General features: G+C 67.2%; 15 protein-coding genes. 9 read left to right on the forward strand and 6 right to left on the reverse strand.

Annotation, left to right across the window (positions count from 1 at the left end):
* Positions 1–23: 23 nt before the first annotated feature.
* On the forward strand, positions 24–1,031 hold the full coding sequence (locus tag NJQ44_RS00005) for an AAA family ATPase (protein WP_254272634.1): 1,008 nt from the start codon (positions 24–26) through the stop codon (positions 1,029–1,031).
* Here NJQ44_RS00005 and NJQ44_RS00010 read toward each other — a convergent pair.
* Entirely contained in the window at positions 1,028–2,962 is a 1,935-nt protein-coding gene (locus NJQ44_RS00010; RefSeq protein WP_254272635.1) for a PAS domain S-box protein, read from the reverse strand. The two genes, NJQ44_RS00005 and NJQ44_RS00010, sit on opposite strands and share 4 nt — an antisense overlap.
* Positions 2,962–4,419, reverse strand: a complete 1,458-nt coding sequence (locus NJQ44_RS00015; protein ID WP_254272636.1) for an ATPase domain-containing protein — start codon at positions 4,417–4,419, stop codon at positions 2,962–2,964. The genes NJQ44_RS00010 and NJQ44_RS00015 overlap by 1 nt, the downstream gene beginning before the upstream one ends.
* A gap of 184 nt (positions 4,420–4,603) precedes the next feature.
* Here NJQ44_RS00015 and NJQ44_RS00020 point away from each other — a divergent pair, with 184 nt between their 5' ends.
* The 8 genes from NJQ44_RS00020 (at position 4,604) to NJQ44_RS00055 (ending at position 10,986) form a co-directional block, all read left to right on the forward strand.
* Positions 4,604–4,909, forward strand: coding sequence for a 30S ribosomal protein S24e (locus NJQ44_RS00020; protein ID WP_254272637.1), 306 nt, complete (start codon positions 4,604–4,606; stop codon positions 4,907–4,909).
* Positions 4,909–5,040: a 30S ribosomal protein S27ae gene (locus NJQ44_RS00025; protein WP_254272638.1), complete on the forward strand. Its 132-nt coding sequence runs from the start codon at positions 4,909–4,911 to the stop codon at positions 5,038–5,040. The genes NJQ44_RS00020 and NJQ44_RS00025 overlap by 1 nt, the downstream gene beginning before the upstream one ends.
* Positions 5,041–5,054: 14 nt before the next feature.
* On the forward strand, positions 5,055–6,785 hold the full coding sequence (locus tag NJQ44_RS00030) for a bifunctional N(6)-L-threonylcarbamoyladenine synthase/serine/threonine protein kinase (RefSeq protein ID WP_254272639.1): 1,731 nt from the start codon (positions 5,055–5,057) through the stop codon (positions 6,783–6,785).
* 38 nt (positions 6,786–6,823) lie between these two features.
* On the forward strand, positions 6,824–7,240 hold the full coding sequence (locus NJQ44_RS00035) for an EamA family transporter (protein WP_254272640.1): 417 nt from the start codon (positions 6,824–6,826) through the stop codon (positions 7,238–7,240).
* 87 nt (positions 7,241–7,327) lie between these two features.
* A complete protein-coding gene (locus tag NJQ44_RS00040) occupies positions 7,328–7,603 on the forward strand; it encodes a DUF5808 domain-containing protein (RefSeq protein WP_254272641.1) in 276 nt (91 codons plus the stop codon).
* 61 nt (positions 7,604–7,664) lie between these two features.
* The gene (locus NJQ44_RS00045) at positions 7,665–8,315 is read left to right on the forward strand and encodes a non-canonical purine NTP pyrophosphatase (RefSeq protein ID WP_254272642.1); all 651 of its coding nucleotides are present in this window, start codon (positions 7,665–7,667) and stop codon (positions 8,313–8,315) included.
* Positions 8,316–8,418: 103 nt separating this feature from the next.
* A complete protein-coding gene (locus tag NJQ44_RS00050; RefSeq protein WP_254272643.1) occupies positions 8,419–9,210 on the forward strand; it encodes an SDR family NAD(P)-dependent oxidoreductase in 792 nt (263 codons plus the stop codon).
* 75 nt (positions 9,211–9,285) lie between these two features.
* Positions 9,286–10,986, forward strand: a complete 1,701-nt coding sequence (locus tag NJQ44_RS00055; RefSeq protein ID WP_254272644.1) for a methyl-accepting chemotaxis protein — start codon at positions 9,286–9,288, stop codon at positions 10,984–10,986.
* Here the strand turns inward: NJQ44_RS00055 and NJQ44_RS00060 are convergent.
* The 4 genes from NJQ44_RS00060 to NJQ44_RS00075 all read right to left on the reverse strand — a co-directional run bounded on the left by NJQ44_RS00060 (position 10,983) and on the right by NJQ44_RS00075 (position 15,352).
* Positions 10,983–11,456, reverse strand: coding sequence for a DUF7384 family protein (locus NJQ44_RS00060; RefSeq protein ID WP_254272645.1), 474 nt, complete (start codon positions 11,454–11,456; stop codon positions 10,983–10,985). The genes NJQ44_RS00055 and NJQ44_RS00060 overlap by 4 nt on opposite strands.
* Before the next feature lie 307 nt (positions 11,457–11,763).
* Positions 11,764–12,423, reverse strand: coding sequence for a potassium channel family protein (locus NJQ44_RS00065; protein ID WP_254272646.1), 660 nt, complete (start codon positions 12,421–12,423; stop codon positions 11,764–11,766).
* A 51-nt stretch (positions 12,424–12,474) separates the two neighbouring features.
* Positions 12,475–14,094 (reverse strand): DUF7282 domain-containing protein, encoded by a 1,620-nt coding sequence (locus NJQ44_RS00070; RefSeq protein WP_254272647.1) that lies wholly within the window; start codon positions 14,092–14,094, stop codon positions 12,475–12,477.
* Positions 14,095–14,290: 196 nt separating this feature from the next.
* Complete coding sequence (locus NJQ44_RS00075) at positions 14,291–15,352, reverse strand: DUF7282 domain-containing protein (RefSeq protein ID WP_254272648.1); 1,062 nt, start codon at positions 15,350–15,352, stop codon at positions 14,291–14,293.
* Positions 15,353–15,363: the final 11 nt, after the last annotated feature.

A 15,363-nucleotide genomic window follows, 5' to 3' on the forward strand; every position in this document is an offset into this window, starting at 1 on the left:
CCACGCCTACCCCCGTCCGATAGATGGACGCGCCGTTGTGGACCGAGACGCACGCGCCAGCACTCGAAGATATCCCACAGCCGAAGCCACGCGAGCACCTGGAGGGGGCCGTCGAGGAGCCGATGAACCTGCTGGTCCACGGGCCGAAGGGCGCGGGCAAGACGGCCGCCGTCCGCGCGTTCGCCGCGCGCGTCCACGAGAACCCGGACGCCGACTTCACCGAACTCAACGTCGCCGACGTGTTCGACATGACGAAAAAGGAAGTGGCGAACGACCCCCGCTTTGCGTCGTTCATCGACAGCAAGCGCCGCCGCGAGTCCTCGAAGGCCGACCTCATCAACCACGTCCTGAAGGAGTCGGCCAGTTACGCGCCGGTGTCTGGGACGTACAAGACCATCCTGCTGGACAACGCCGAGGGTATCCGCGAGGACTTCCAGCAGGCCCTGCGTCGCGTCATGGAGCAGTACTACGAGGCGACGCAGTTCGTCATCGCCACCCGCCAGCCCTCGGCGCTCATCCCGCCGATTCGCTCGCGGTGCTTCCCGGTCGTGATGCGGGAACCGACCCACGAGGAGACGGTCGGCGTCCTCCGTGACATCGTCACCGCCGAGGACGCCGCCCACGACGACGACGGCTTGGAGTACGTCGCGGGCTACGCCGAGGGCGACCTCCGACGGGCCGTCCTCGCCGCCCAGACCACCTACGAGGAAGCGGGGGAGGTGACGATGGAGACGGCCTACGAGGTGCTGAACGACCTCGAAGCCGACGACGCCGTCGCCGACATGCTCACCGCCGCCGAGGAGGGCCGATTCACCGACGCCCGGTCGACGCTCTCGGACCTCCTCGTCGACGAGGGCTACGGGGCCGACGACGTGCTCGAAGAACTGCTGTCGGTCGCCCGGTCGCGCTACTCCGGCCAGCGTCTCGCAGAGGTCCACCGACTGGCTGGCGAGGCGGACATGGCGTTGACCGACGCCGCCAACGAGCGCATCCACCTCTCGCGACTGCTCGCCCAACTGGACGCGCGTTAGGCCGTCTCGACGCCGGTTATCTCGAAGCGCGCGCCGCCGTCCTCGGCGGCCGTCGCGGTCACGTCCCAGTCGTGTGCGCCGACGATGTCGGCGACGATGTTGAGACCGAACCCCGTCCCGTCGTCCTGCGTCGAGTAGCCCCGCTCGAACACGTCCTCACGGTGGTCCGGTGGGATGCCGGAGCCGTTGTCCTCGACGTAGAAACCGCCGTCGAGCGCCCCGACGCGGACGGTGAGGCCCTCGCCGCTCGGAATCTCCGTCACGTCGCCCGTTCCGGAATCGGCGTCCGGGGGGTCGTGGGTCTGCGACCGAGTGCCCGTCGTGCCGTGTTCCACCGCGTTCCGAAACAGGTTCTCGAACAGTTGCCGGAGGCGGTTCTCGTCGGCCTGCACGACGACGTCGTCCTCGACGGAGAGCGTCGCCGCTGGCGCGTCGATGCTCGCCCACGCGGACTGGGTGACCGTCGTGAGGTCCACCGCCTCGACATCCGACACCGTCTCACCCTGTCGAGCCAGCGAGAGGAGGTCGTCGATGAGTTGTTGCATCCGGTCGGTCGACCGCTCGATGGCGGCGAGGTTGTCGCCCGTCACGCCCTCCTCTTCGATGAGTGAGCGGTGCCCGTCGATGACCTGTAGCGGATTGCGCAGGTCGTGGCTGACGATGCTGGCGAACTCCTCTAAGCGCTCGTTCTGCCGTTTGAGTTCGTTCTCCCGACGCTTTCGTTCGGAGATGTCGTCGACGAGGCCGACGACGCGCGCTCGCGTGCCGTCGGGCGTGACCAGCGGATAGGCGTCGATTTCAGCCCAGTGAACGTCGCCGTCGGTGTCGACGAGTCGGTGCTCGAAGTGGTAGGTCTCCGCCCATTCCCCCTCGTGAAGGTCCGCGAACAGCGCCTCGAATTTGTCCTGCACCGCCTCCCGGTCGTCCCGGTGGACGTGGTCCAGTGCTGTCGAGAGGTGGGTCCCGCGGAGCGTGTCCGCCGATCGACCCGTTATCTCCTCGTAGCCGGCGCTGACGTACAGCAGGTCGCCCCTGTCGTCGGTCATCCAGATGACCTCGTGGATGTTCTCGGCGATTTGCTGGAAGCGCTGTTCGCTCTCCAGCAGGCGGGCCTCCTTCTCGACGCGTTCGGTCACGTCGCGGAGGACGACGGTCACGACCTGTTCGCCGTCGATAGCGGCGGCCCCGGCGTTCAGGTCGACGGTCAGCGCCTCGCCCGCGGGCGTCGTGAGGCCGATTTCGGCCGGGTCTGGCCGACCGCCGTCGATGGCGGTTGCGATGTACTCCTGAATCGTCTCGATGGCCTCGTCGTCGAAACAGCCCACCTCGCGGAGGGACTCCCCGAGGACGACCGCCTCCGGGCCGTTCGAGACGCAGTAGCGGCGGAACGTGTCGTTGACGTGGCGGAGCGTCCCGTCGACGTCCGTGACGAACGCCGGGTCCGGAAGCGTCGTGAACAGCGACGCGAACCGCTCCTCGCTCCGGCGGTATCGACTATCGAGCCGTTTCGAGAGGCTCCGCCGTCCCAGCAGGTTCTCCAGTCGGCGGTGGAGGACCGGCTTCTCGACGGGGGCCGAGACCACGTCGTCGACGATGTACAGGCCGTCGACGGTCTGCCAACTGTCCGGGTCGAACGCCTCGCTGACTCGCTCCTCGCTGACGAGGACGACGGGCGCAAACACGGGGTTGACGGCCTCTTTCCACTCCCGGAGTGCACCCTCGTACTGAGCGAACGCGCCTTCGTCGACGATACAGAGGTCGACCGTCTCGTCCAGGACCGGACGGGGTCGTTGCTGGACCTCGTAGCCGTCGGCGAGCCACTCGGCCAGCAGTTCCCGGTTCCGCTCGTGGTCGAACACCAACTGGAGCCGGGAGGGGCCGTCGGCGTGTGCGTCGCGCGGATGGCGAGCGTCCCGGTCGTCGTCGCCCATCAACGGTCAGCGCCGTCCCGTACCGTCGGCGTTCCGCGCAGGACGTTGCTGGCGCCCGTGAGCGGGTCGCCGACCACGATTCCCTCCGAGGTGATTTCGAGTTCGCGGAGCGTCCGTTCGAACTCCCCGACGCGCTTTTTCAGCACGCCGACCACTTTCCGGAGTTCGCTCTCCATCTCGACGTGGCGCATGAACAGCACGTTGTCCGCGAGGTAGCTGATGCCCGCGTCGGTGGCGCGGAACTCGCCGGTGACCGTGTCGATTTCGTCGACCATGATGACGGTGACGCCCATGTTCTTCAGATAGCGACCGAGCGCGTGGAGTTTGCTGACGAGTTCGTCCTCGCGGTTCTGTATCGAGAGTTTGTAGCCGTCGATGCCGTCCAGCATCACCACGCTCGCGCCGCGCGCTTCGACTTGCTCGCGGACCATCGCAGCGAACTTCTCGGCCGAGAGGTCGAGCGCCTCCACCGACTCGACTTCCAGCGCACCGTCGTCCTCGAGGTCCGAGACGGGAATGCCGATGGACTCACAGCGATGGCGGAACGTCCGCGGTGACTCCTCGAAGTGGTAGATAATCGAGCGCTCGCCGCGGGCGGCCGCTTCCTCCATGAACAGCGTCCCGACGGTGGTCTTCCCGACGCCGGTCGGACCGCTGACGACGGTGATGGTCCCCCGCTCGATGCCGCCGCCCAAGAGCGCGTCCAGTTCGCCGACCCCCGACGGAATCGCCTCGGTGTCGAAGGCGGCGGCGTGGTCGCCGGGTTCCAAGAGCGGATAGACCTCGATGCCATCGTCCGTAATCGACATCGAGTGGGTCCCGCTCTGCCGGTCGGACCCACGGAACTTCGGGACGGCGACGGTCCGACCGTGGTCTGTCCGACCGAATTCGACGATGCCGTCGGCGAGAAACTGCAGGTCGTCGTCCGGCGTCTCGTCCGAGCGTTGAGAGGTGAACAGAACCGTCGCGTCGCCGTCTTTGAGGTACCGCATAAACGAGATGACCTGCTTGCGGAACTGGAAGTCGTCGCTGGCGAGATATCGAAACTGCGTCAGCGGGTCGACGAACACGCGGTCCGGGTCGAGCGAGTCGACGCGTTCGCGGATGCTGTCGTGGACCGACTCGGACTCCACGTCGTCGGCCTCGAAGATGCTGTACGAGCGGTCCTCGGCGAAAAACTCCGCAGTCGGACTCAGGTCTAAAAACTCGACGCCGGAGAGGTCGAACCCCAGCGATGCCGCGTTCGCACGGATGTCCGCGGTCGGTTCCTCCAAGTTAACGTAGAGCGGTGTCTCCTCGTCGTCGCCCGCAGTCAGGAAATGCAAGCCGAAAATCGTCTTGCCGGTCCCCGGTGCGCCGCGAACGAGGTAGCTTCGTCCCGGGAGAAGCCCACCGTGGACGACGCTGTCGAACCCGTCCACACCCGTCGAGAGTCGGGGACTGTCGTCAGTACTCATTCGAATGGGCAGTATTAGAGTGGCCAAGAAAACACTCTTGCGGTTTCTTATCAGCTGTGATAACGCCATCCGAGTGAAGCCCGGAGTTTGGGGCGGGTCGCCGCCGCGCTCCGACCGGGCGGCGGAGAGTCTACCGCTTCGAAATCCTTTTACGCGCTTCGCGGGGAATTAGACGCAACGAACCATGGATATCGACATCATCGAGGAAGAATCGAATCCCATGTTGCACCGAACGGACGTCCGCTTCGAGGTCGTCCACGACGAAGCCACGCCCTCTCGCCTCTCCGTGCGCGACTCACTGGCCGCGACCCTCAACAAGGACGCCGAGGAAGTCGTCATCCACAAACTCGACACGAAGTTCGGGATGCGGAAGACGGTGGGCTACGCGAAAGTCTACGACAGCCCCGAGTACGCCCGCGACGTGGAGCAAGACCACATGCTCGAGCGCAACAAAATCGTCGCCGACGGCGAGGAGGGTGAGGAGGCATAATGCCCCGCTCGGACTACTACGAGGACGGCGAACTGGTCAAGGAGAACTGCCCGCGATGCGGTGACACGGTGCTGGCCGACCACGACGACCGCAAGCACTGCGGCAAGTGCGGCTACACCGAGTGGAAGTAAGCCGCGGCCACTCCATGCGCGTTTTAGGTATCGAAGGTACTGCGTGGGCAGCCAGCGCTGCGGTGTTCGAAACCGACCAGTGGCAAGTGTCGGACGCCGACGTGGTCGAGACGGACGCCGACGCCGACGACTACGTCTTCATCGAGAGCGACCCGTACCAACCCGAGAGCGGCGGCATCCACCCGCGCGAGGCCGCCGAACACATGAGCGAGGCTATCCCGCGGGTCGTCGAGACGGCCATCGACCACGCCCGCGACCGGGCGAGCGAAGCGGGGGACGGGACCGGCCCGGCGGCAGACGCACCGATTGACGCCGTCGCCTTCTCCCGCGGCCCCGGCCTCGGCCCCTGTCTCCGCATCGTCGGGACGGCGGCCCGCGCCGTCGCCCAGCGGTTCGACGTGCCACTCGTCGGGGTGAACCACATGGTCGCCCACCTCGAAGTGGGCCGCCGTCGCTCCGGGTTCGACTCGCCGGTGTGTCTGAACGCCTCGGGCGCGAACGCACACCTCTTGGGGTATCGGAACGGCCGCTACCGCGTCCTCGGCGAGACGATGGACACCGGCGTCGGCAACGCCATCGACAAGTTCACGCGCCACGTCGGGTGGCAACACCCCGGCGGCCCGAAGGTCGAAGCACACGCCAGAGACGGCCAGTACCACCCGCTTCCCTACGTCGTCAAGGGAATGGACTTCTCGTTTTCGGGCATCATGTCCGCGGCCAAGCAGGCGTACGACGACGACGTTCCCGTGGAGAACGTCTGTCGCGGCCTCGAAGAGACCATCTTCGCGATGCTGACCGAAGTCGCCGAGCGAGCCCTGTCGCTGACCGGCGCGGACGAACTGGTGCTCGGCGGCGGCGTCGGGCAGAACGACCGCCTCCGGCGGATGCTCGCGGAGATGTGCGAGCAACGCGGGGCCGAGTTTTACGCCCCCGAGAGCCGATTCCTGCGGGACAACGCCGGGATGATCGCGATGCTGGGCGCGAGGATGTACGCCGCGGGCGACACCACCTCGATAGAAGAATCGACCGTCGACTCGAACTACCGGCCCGACGAGGTGCCGGTGACGTGGCGCGGGCGGGAGCCAGTGGGTCCCGCCGGAAGAGCGAGCGGGAAGCGCCCGCGCGCCGGGCCCGAAGAGTCCGTCGACCGCGGCGTTCGAGACGAAACCGAGGTGCAGGGCGCGGAGGCGACGGTCGCCATCGAGGCCGACCGCGTCGTCAAGGACCGCGTGCCGCGCACGTACCGCCACCCGACCCTCGACGACCGACTCCGAACCGAGCGCACGCGACAGGAAGCGAAACTGACGAGCGACGCCCGGCGCCACGGCGTGCCGACGCCGCTGGTGCTGGATGTCGACCCCGAGGAATCCCGCATCGTCTTCCAGCGAGTCGGCGAATCGGACCTCCGCGGCGCGCTCTCGGCCGACCGTACCGCCGACGTGGGCCGCCACCTCGCACGCATCCACGACGCCGGATTCGTCCACGGCGACCCGACGACGAGGAACGTCAGAGTGGCTCCCAGTGGCCGCACGTTCCTCATCGACTTCGGCCTGGGCTACTACACGGACGAACCCGAGGACCACGCGATGGACCTCCACGTCCTCGCCCAGTCGCTGGCGGGGACCGCCGACGACCCCGAGCGGTTGCTGGCGGCCGCCGAGGACGCCTACCGCGCCGAGAGCGGGCACGCCGAGGCCGTCTTCGCCAGTCTCGACGACATCGAGGGTCGCGGCCGCTACCAGTAACCGGAACGCACACGGACGTACCGACCGTGGGCAGGCGTATGAACTACATCGCGTGGGCGTTGCTCGCGCTCCTGGGGTACACGCTCGTCCCGCCGCTGGCGAAACTGGCGACGGCCGAGATTCCCAGCGACGTGGTGTTGGTCATCTCCAACGGTATCCTCATCGTCGCCGCTATCGGCCTCGTTCTCGCAACCGACCTCTCGGTGACGGAGTACCTCACGCACGAGGACGCGATTTACGCCTACGGCGCGGGCGTCGCGCTGACCGTCGGCATCATCTCGTACTACCGAGCGCTGGCGGCCGGACCGGTGAGCGTCGTCGTCCCCATCTTCGGGATGTTCATCGCGACGAGTTCCGTGGTCGGCATCCTCTTTCTCGACGAGTCACTGACGGCGCGAAAGGCGGCCGGAATCGGGCTGGCGATACTCGCGGTGTACCTGACGGCCGTCGAGTGACGGCGCGACCGGGCCACGCGGCGTGCAGCGCAGACGGCGAGCACACGGTGGGTAACTGACTTAACGTCGGCACGTGTACAGGTGCGTATGGCAGACAAGCCCCAGTCAGGGACTCTCTTCGGCGTGCCGTACAACTTCGAGCGACCCAGCCTCAAGCGGCTTATGTCGTCGTACTGGCAACCCGGCGACGGGATGCTCGTCGAGAAGCCGTTCGGCATCGGCTACACGCTGAACCTCGCGAACTGGCGGTCGTGGGTCGTCCTCCTCGTGGCCGGTGTCATGCTGTATCTGGAACGCCGCGGCGACGTGGAAGAGTTCGAAGACGAGGCCGACGACGAACCCGTCGAAGTCGTCGTCGACTGAGACGGACAGCACCTGCACGACGGACCGACGCCTCTTTTGTCGCCGCCCGCCCTGTGCCGGTATGCTCAACTTCGTCACGACCAATCCCGGGAAGGTGCGGGAGGCGACCGAGTATCTGGACGACGAGGTGGCCCAGTTCGATTTCGACTACCCCGAGATTCAGGCCGACGACCTCGGAGCGGTGGCCGCCCACGGCGCGCGGTCGGCCTACCGGGCCGCCGACGGGCCGGTCATCGTCGACGACGCGGGCCTCTTTATCGACGCCTTCGACGGCTTCCCCGGCCCGTACTCCTCGTACGTCGAGGACACCGTCGGCGTCGAACGCGTCTGGCGGATGACCGAACCCGAGGACGACCACGCGGCGGCGTTCAAGACGGTCATCGCCTACTGCGACGGCGAGGAGTTCGCGGCAACACCGGACCCCGTCGACCGCGAGGAGCGCCGGGGACAGGACCTCGACGCGGACGAGCGAGGGGCCGCGACCACCGACGAACAGGTCCACGGCGGCGAGGACGCTCTGCCCGTGAAACTGTTCGAGGGGCGCGTCCCGGGCGAACTCGTCGCGCCGCGCGGCGACGGCGGATTCGGCTTCGACCCCATCTTCGAGCACGACGGGAAGACGTTCGCCGAGATGACCACCGAACAGAAGAACGCCGTCTCCCACCGCGGGCGGGCGCTGGCGAAGTTCGCGGAGTGGTACGCCGAGCGATGAGCGAGGCGTCCGTCGACAGGCGCCCTGGCGTCTGTCGGAAGTTGCGACGGGGGAGCGACGCGACGCCGTCGCACCCCGACCGGCAGGGAGGGGACAGAGAGCGATGAGCGCGGCGTCCGTCGAGCGAGACGACCCCGGCACAGCCCTAATTACGGGCGCGTCGGCCGGTATCGGCGAAGCGCTGGCCCGCGAGTTCGCCGCCCACGACCACGACGTGGTGCTGGTCGCTCGACGCGAGGACCGCCTCGAAGCGCTGGCCGAGGAACTCGAAAGCGAGGAGGTGACCGCGACAGCCATCGTGATGGACCTAGACCGAGCGGCCGCCGCCGAGGACCTCCACGAGACGGTTCGGGCGCGTGACCTCGACGTGGAGATTCTCGTCAACAACGTCGGCGTCGGCACGTACGGCCCCTTCGCAGAGAGCGCCATCGACGCCGAGCGCACGCAGTTGCGTTTGAACGTCGTCCTCCCCGTCGAACTGACGCGCCTGTTCCTCGACGAGTTCGACGGCGGCGAGAAAGTGTTGAACGTCGGGTCCGTCGCGGGCTTTCAGCCCGGCCCCAACCTCGCGGGCTACTACGCGAGCAAGGCCTACGTCAACAGTTTCACCGAAGCCATCGCCGAGGAGTTGCGCGGCCGCGTCGACGTGACCTTACTCTGTCCCGGCCCCGTCGACACGGAGTTCCAGTCCCGCGCCGGGATGGGCGACTCGGCGGTCGGGTCGCTGACCTCGAACACGCCCGCCGCCGTCGCCGAAGCGGCCTACGACGGCCTGATGGCCGGGGAGACGGTGGTCGTCCCGAGTCGGGCGATGCGCGTCGTCGACCTGTTGGGGCGGGTGACGCCCCGACCAATCGTCCGTCGGATAGCGAAGGTGGTCAACGGCGACCGCTGAGACGGTCGGAACCCGGTTTTCACTTTCCGAGAACAGCGTCACGGCTTGAACTGTGGGTCCGTCGAACGGCCTGGTATGTCGAACACGTTCGTCGACCGATACAAATCGCTGATACGCGACTCCCTCGACCTCGTCGGCGTCGCGGGCTCCATCGAGCGGAAGGTACTCGCGGCCGTCGGCATCCAGTTCGGCATCTCGGTGGCGCTCGCCGGCGTCGCGTTCGCGTTGGACGGGGTCGTCCAGTTCGCGCTGACCGGCCTGTTGCTGACCGGTGCGGTCGTCGCCTTCGCCAACACCGTCTTCATCACCCGCGAGGACCTCGTCGACCCGGTCGTGACACTCTCCGAGCGTGCCGACCGAATCGCCGCCGGCGACGTCGCCGTCGACGTGCCGGACAGTGACAGAGACGACGAGGTGGCGAGCCTCCTCGCCTCGTTCGACGCGATGCAATCCTCGCTGGAGACGGTCTCCAGACAGGCCGACGCGCTCTCCCGACGGGAGTTCGACGCCGCGGTGTTGGACGAGGACGTGCCGGGCACGTTCGGGGAGTCGCTGGACCGGATGGCGGCCAACATGGAGGAGTACACGACCGACCTCCAGCAGATGACCGAGGACCTCGAACGCCGGTCGGCCGCACTAGGGGACCTCGTGGCTACCTTCGGCGAGGCCGCGGAACGGGCGAAGGCCGGGGACCTCACCGCCACCATCGACCGTGAGTTCGACGACGTCGACGACCAGTTCCAGTGCGTCGTCGACGACTACAACGACCTCCTGCGGACGCTCGCCGACACCATCGGCGACGTGACGGCCTTCGCCGACGAAGTGGCCGAGACCAGCGACCGCGTCACCGAGAGCGTCACCGAAATCGACCGTGCCAGCGACGAGATAGCCCGGTCGGTCCAAGAGATTTCCGCCGGAGCGAGCCAGCAGTCGACCCGCCACGACGCCGTGGCCGAGGACATGAACACGCTGTCCGCGACGGTCGAGGAGATAGCGGCGACGGCCGACGACGCCGCCGACACGGCCGACCGCGCTGCCACTCGGGGCCGGGAGGGGCGCGAGGAGGCGGCCGCCGCCATCGAAGAACTGGAGACGATGGCGACCCGAATCGACGGCATCGCCGACTCCGTGGCGGGACTGGTCGACCAGATAGCCGAGATAGACGAGGTGGTCGACCTCATCACGGAGGTGGCCGAACAGACGAACATGCTCGCGCTGAACGCCTCCATCGAGGCCGCGCGGGCCGACGCCGAGGGCGACGGGTTCGCCGTCGTCGCCGACGAGGTCAAATCGCTGGCCGAGGAGACCCGCGACGCCGCCGAGGACGTCTCCGAGCGCATCGACGCGGTACAGGCGACGGCCAGCGAGACGGTCGACGACGTGGAAGCGACCACCGAACGCGTCGCCGACAGCACCGACACCATCGAGGCGACGCTCCGAGACTTCGAAGACATCGTCGACGTACTCGGCGAGGTCAACGCCGCCATCCAAGAGATATCCGACGCGACCGGTCAGCAGGCCGAGACGACCCAAGAGGTCGTCGACGCCGTCGACGAGGTGGCCGCCGTCAGCGAACGGACCGAATCGGAGGCCGAGTCCGTCGCCGCGGCCACCGAGGAACAGACCGCCACCATCTCCGAGGTGACGACCGAGATTCGGTCGGTCGCAGAGCGAACCGACGACCTGCACGACCGGTTGCGGCAGTTCGAGGTCGACGAGCGCGCGAACGGGCCCCGCTCGGACTCCGTTCTAACCGTCGCCTCCGGCGACGACTAGGCCCGCGGGTCGCGGTCCGGCCCCGGATACGCGCCGCCTTCGAGGTGTTCGTACAGCGATTCCGGGTCGAACAGCCGCGCGAACGCGTCGGGCGGGCGGACGCTCACCTGCATGTGCGGCTTGAGCGAGAGGCCCGTCGCCGCGCTCCGCAGGGAATCGTCGTAGGTGAGGACGTGGGCGGCCCCGCCGCGGTAGGCCGAGGCCAGCGCCGGATGGTCCCCGGTCGGATGGTCGACAGCCTCGCGCTCTCGCTCGATTCGCTCGCGCCAGTCGGCCGCGAGGGCGGCGGTCGAACAGCGCTGAATCACCGCTTCGGCGTCGTCCAGTAGCGGGTCGCTGGCGACGAGCGTGACCCACGAGTGCCCTCGGACGTGGTCGAGCGCCTCGCGGGCGGGCCCCTCGCCGCAGAGCAAATCGGCCGCGAGAACGTCGGCGTCGGCGACGACGCGGGCGGGCGAGGCTTCAGACATCGCTCTCGTCCTCACCGTCGCGCTCCGCCCGACGGTCACGGAGTGCTTCGCGGACAGTCTCGACCGTCGTCTCGTAGCGCTCTGCCCGTTCGAACAGGTCGGCCCAGCTCATACCCCGACGACGGCGACCAGACAAAAAGCCGTGCCGTCTGCCACCTGTCTGACGGGCTTTTATATCGAGTCACCCCATCGCTCCGAATACGGGCGCGCATTGGCATCTATCCGCCGCTGTCCGCGTGCTGACAGCGATTCCCATCCTCTCCCATCGCGCGCCCGGACCGCACCCCTTTCCGTACCGATTCTCGTCTCAGGCCGCGCCCCGGAGCGCCGAGCGAACCGACTCTAACCCGTCGGGTTCGGCCATGACGGCGACGCTGTCGCCCGCCGCGATTTCCGTCTGCGGGAGCGGAATCGTCATCGGTTCGTGCTCGCGACCGTGCGCGTAGATGTGTGCGTCGCCGGGCAGTTCGACTTCGACGACGCGCTTGCCGATGACCGGGGAGTCCTCTGGAACGCGGACGCTGGCGATGGAGAGGCGTTCGGTCAGGTCCGCTAAGACGTTGAAGTCACCGCCCAACAGCGCCGTCTTCGCCCCCGCCGCGCCGAGTCGCTCGGGGTAGATTATCTCGTCCACGTCGGCGGCGTACTTCTCGTAAATCTCCTCGCGGTAGTCGGCGTCGATGCGGAGGACGGTCCGACAGCCGTGTTCTTTGGCTATCATACAGGCCGTGAAGTTCGTGTTGAGGTCCCCGGTGAGGCCGCCGATGGCGTCGGCGGTGTCGATGCCCGCTTCTTCGAGGACCGACTCCTCGCTCCCGTCGCCGTGGACGACGGTGAACCCCTCTTTCTCGGCCCGGTCGACCTTCGCCTGTTCGCGTTCGACGATAATCACGTCGTGACCTTCGCTCTTGAGGATGCGCGCGGTCCGGGTCCCGACGCGGCCGTAGCCGACGATAACGAACTTCATGCCGTGGGGTAGGACAGCCGGGGATAAAAATGTGAACGTGTGACAGGGTCGTCAGGCGCTGGCGACGGTGACGTTCCCGCCGTCGACCACCGGGCCGCCCTGCGTGAGGTACGGCGGGTCGTCACTGCCGCCGCTGGTGACGAAGTCGTACGTCTCGTTGCCCGTGTTCTCGCGGTGGGGCATCGCGATGAGCGTCTGGTTCTCGGTCAGTTCGGTCTCGTCGAACTCCGCGCCGGGCACGTCGAACAGCGTGACCGTCACCTCGTCGTACTCGCCCGGTTCGAGGTATTCGGAGACGCCGATGACGCTCCCGACGACGTTGCCGTCCAGCAGGCTGGCGTCGTGGATGGTGACGTAGCCGCCTTCGGAGACGGAGACGTTCGTCACGGTGACGCTCGTCCCGTCAGTAGTCTGGTCGGCCAGCGTCGCGCTGGCGGTCGGCGGGCCAGCATCGGTCGCGTTGTCAGCGGACCCGTTGTCCACCGTGTCGGTATCTGCCGTCTCGTTGTCCACCGTCTCGTTGTCCACCGTCTCGTTGTCCACCGTCTCGTTGTCCACCGTGTCGGTATCCGCCGTCTCGTTGTCCGCCGCACCGGGGACGGTGACGGCCGCGCTGTCGGTCACCGCTTGACCGTCCGCGAGGAACGGCCCGTCGTCGGTGCCGTTGCTGGAGACGAAGTCGTACGTCTCGTCGCCCGTCGTCTCGTTGTGCGGCATCGCGACGAGCGTCTGGTCGGCGGTCAGTTCGGTCTCGTCGAACTCCGCGCCGGGCACGTCGTACAGTTCGACGGTGACGTTCTCGTAGGTCCCCGCTTCGAGGTACTCCGAGACGCCGATGACGCTCCCGACGACGTTGCCGTCCAGCAGGCTCTCGTCGTGGATGGTGACGTAGCCGTCACTCGGCACGACCAGTTCGTCGATGGTGACGGTCGTGCCGTCCGATTCCTGGTCCGCCATCGAAACCGAGGCGGTCGTCGGTCCGGGTTCGACCACCGTTATCTGGGCGAACTGGCCGTCGTCGCGCGTGAACACGCCGTGCGTGTACGTACCGAGCGGGACGCCCTCGGTGGAGACGTTGAACGTCACGTCCTCGGTGTCTTCGTCCTCGATGGTCACGTCCTCCGTGGCGACGGGCGACCCGGCTAACCAGAAGGACACCTCTTGGGTCGTGTTGAAGTCGTTGGGGTTCTCCAGTTCGACGTCGACGGTGACCGTCTCACCGGCCTCGGCCGTCTCGGGCGCGTCGAACTCCTCGATGGTGAACGACTCCGAGAGGACGAGTTCGGCGGTCACGCCGTCGGAGGGCGTGAACACGCCGTGCGTGTAGGTCCCAGCGTCGAGGCCGTCGGTGTCCGCAGAGAAGCGGACGGCGGCGCTCTCACCGGCGTCGAGCGTGACCCACTGCCTGTCGACGACGGCACCGCCGACGCGGAACTCGACGGGTTGGGTCGCCTGCGGGCCGTCGTTACTGACCACGGCGACGACGGTCACGTTCGACCCCGGTGCGGCACTCTCGGGGGCCGTGAGCGACTCTATCGTGAAGTCGGCTGTCTGTCCTGTCGGTCCCTCCTGCTGTTGGGGCGCGACGCCGGGGACGGCCCCGGCCTGCGCGGTGATGGCTCCTGTCGCGACTAACGCGAGTAGTACGGCGAGCGTTCTGGTTCGTATCATGTGATTTCGGAATTGCTGTCAATCAATTGACGATGCGGCCGTTCAGTAGGATGATACCACGATAAACCGAACAGACAGTTCACGAGCGAAGGAATCACCAACCGGCGGCTAAGGCCGTGTTAGCGAGAGAAATGTGAGCTTTGGTTACGCGGCTGTGCTGGCGGCAGCGCGGTCGTCGGTGCGACTACGCGGGGATTCAGCCCGAGGATTCGCCGGACGTCCCCGTTTCGGTCGCCGTCTCGGTGGTCTCGGCGGACGCCGTCTCAGTCTCGGTGGTCTCGCCCGATTCCGTGGTCGTCTCGGCGGTTTCCGTAGTCGCCTCGGTGCCAGCCTCCGTGCCCGCTTCGGTCGTCTCGGTGCCCGACTCAGTCGCGTTGTCGGCCGACTCCACGGTCACGTTCGCGCTGTCGACCACCGCCTCCCCGTCGACGACGTACGGACCGTCGTCGATGCTGAGGCTGGTGATGTAGTCGAACGTCTCGTTGTCGTTGCTGTCGACGTGGAGCATCGCGGTGAGCGTGCGGTTCTCGCCGGACAGCGTCATCTGCGTGGCCGTCGCGGACTCGCTCTCAGTGTCGACTCCCTCCGCCGTGGTCGTCTCGGTCGTGCCGGTCTCCGTCTCGGTTTCGGTGTCGGCCACGCCGCTCTCGGTCGTCGTCTCCGTCGTCTCGCCGGATTCCGTGGCCGTCTCGGTTTCCGTGGCCGTTTCAGTCTCGGTTGCCTGCGCGAGCGCGCCGGACTCACTGTCGTCGACCGGCGTCGTCTCGCTGTCACCGGCCGTCTCCGTCTCCGTCTCCGTCTCTGTCTCTGTCTCCGTCGTCGTCGCACTGTCGTCGACCGGCGTCGTCTCGCTGTCACCGGCCGTCTCTGTCTCCGTCGTCGTCGCGCTGTCGTTGGCCGTCATCGTCTCGTTGCCGAACTCGGCCCCGGGCACGTCGTACAACGTAATCGTGACGTTGTCGTACTGTCCCGGCGGGAGGTACTCCGACGTCCCGATGACGCTGTTGAGTGCGTCACCGTCTTCGAGGAGTTCGTCGTGGATGACGACGTAGCCGCCCTCGGGCAGGGTGACGTTCGATACCGTCACCGTCGTCCCGTTCGTGGTCTGGTCGTCGAAGGTGACCGAGGGGGCGTTGCCCGCCTGCGTCTCTGTCTGGTTACCTGTCTGCTCTTGTGCCATCACAACGCCCGCCGGAGCGACGACTGCTGTCACAGCAATCGCCGCCAAGACGAGCGAACGGAGTTTCTGCCCTGTCATATCTTGATGCG

It is taken from the genome of Haloarcula marina (assembly GCF_024218775.1).
GTDB lineage: Archaea > Halobacteriota > Halobacteria > Halobacteriales > Haloarculaceae > Haloarcula > Haloarcula marina.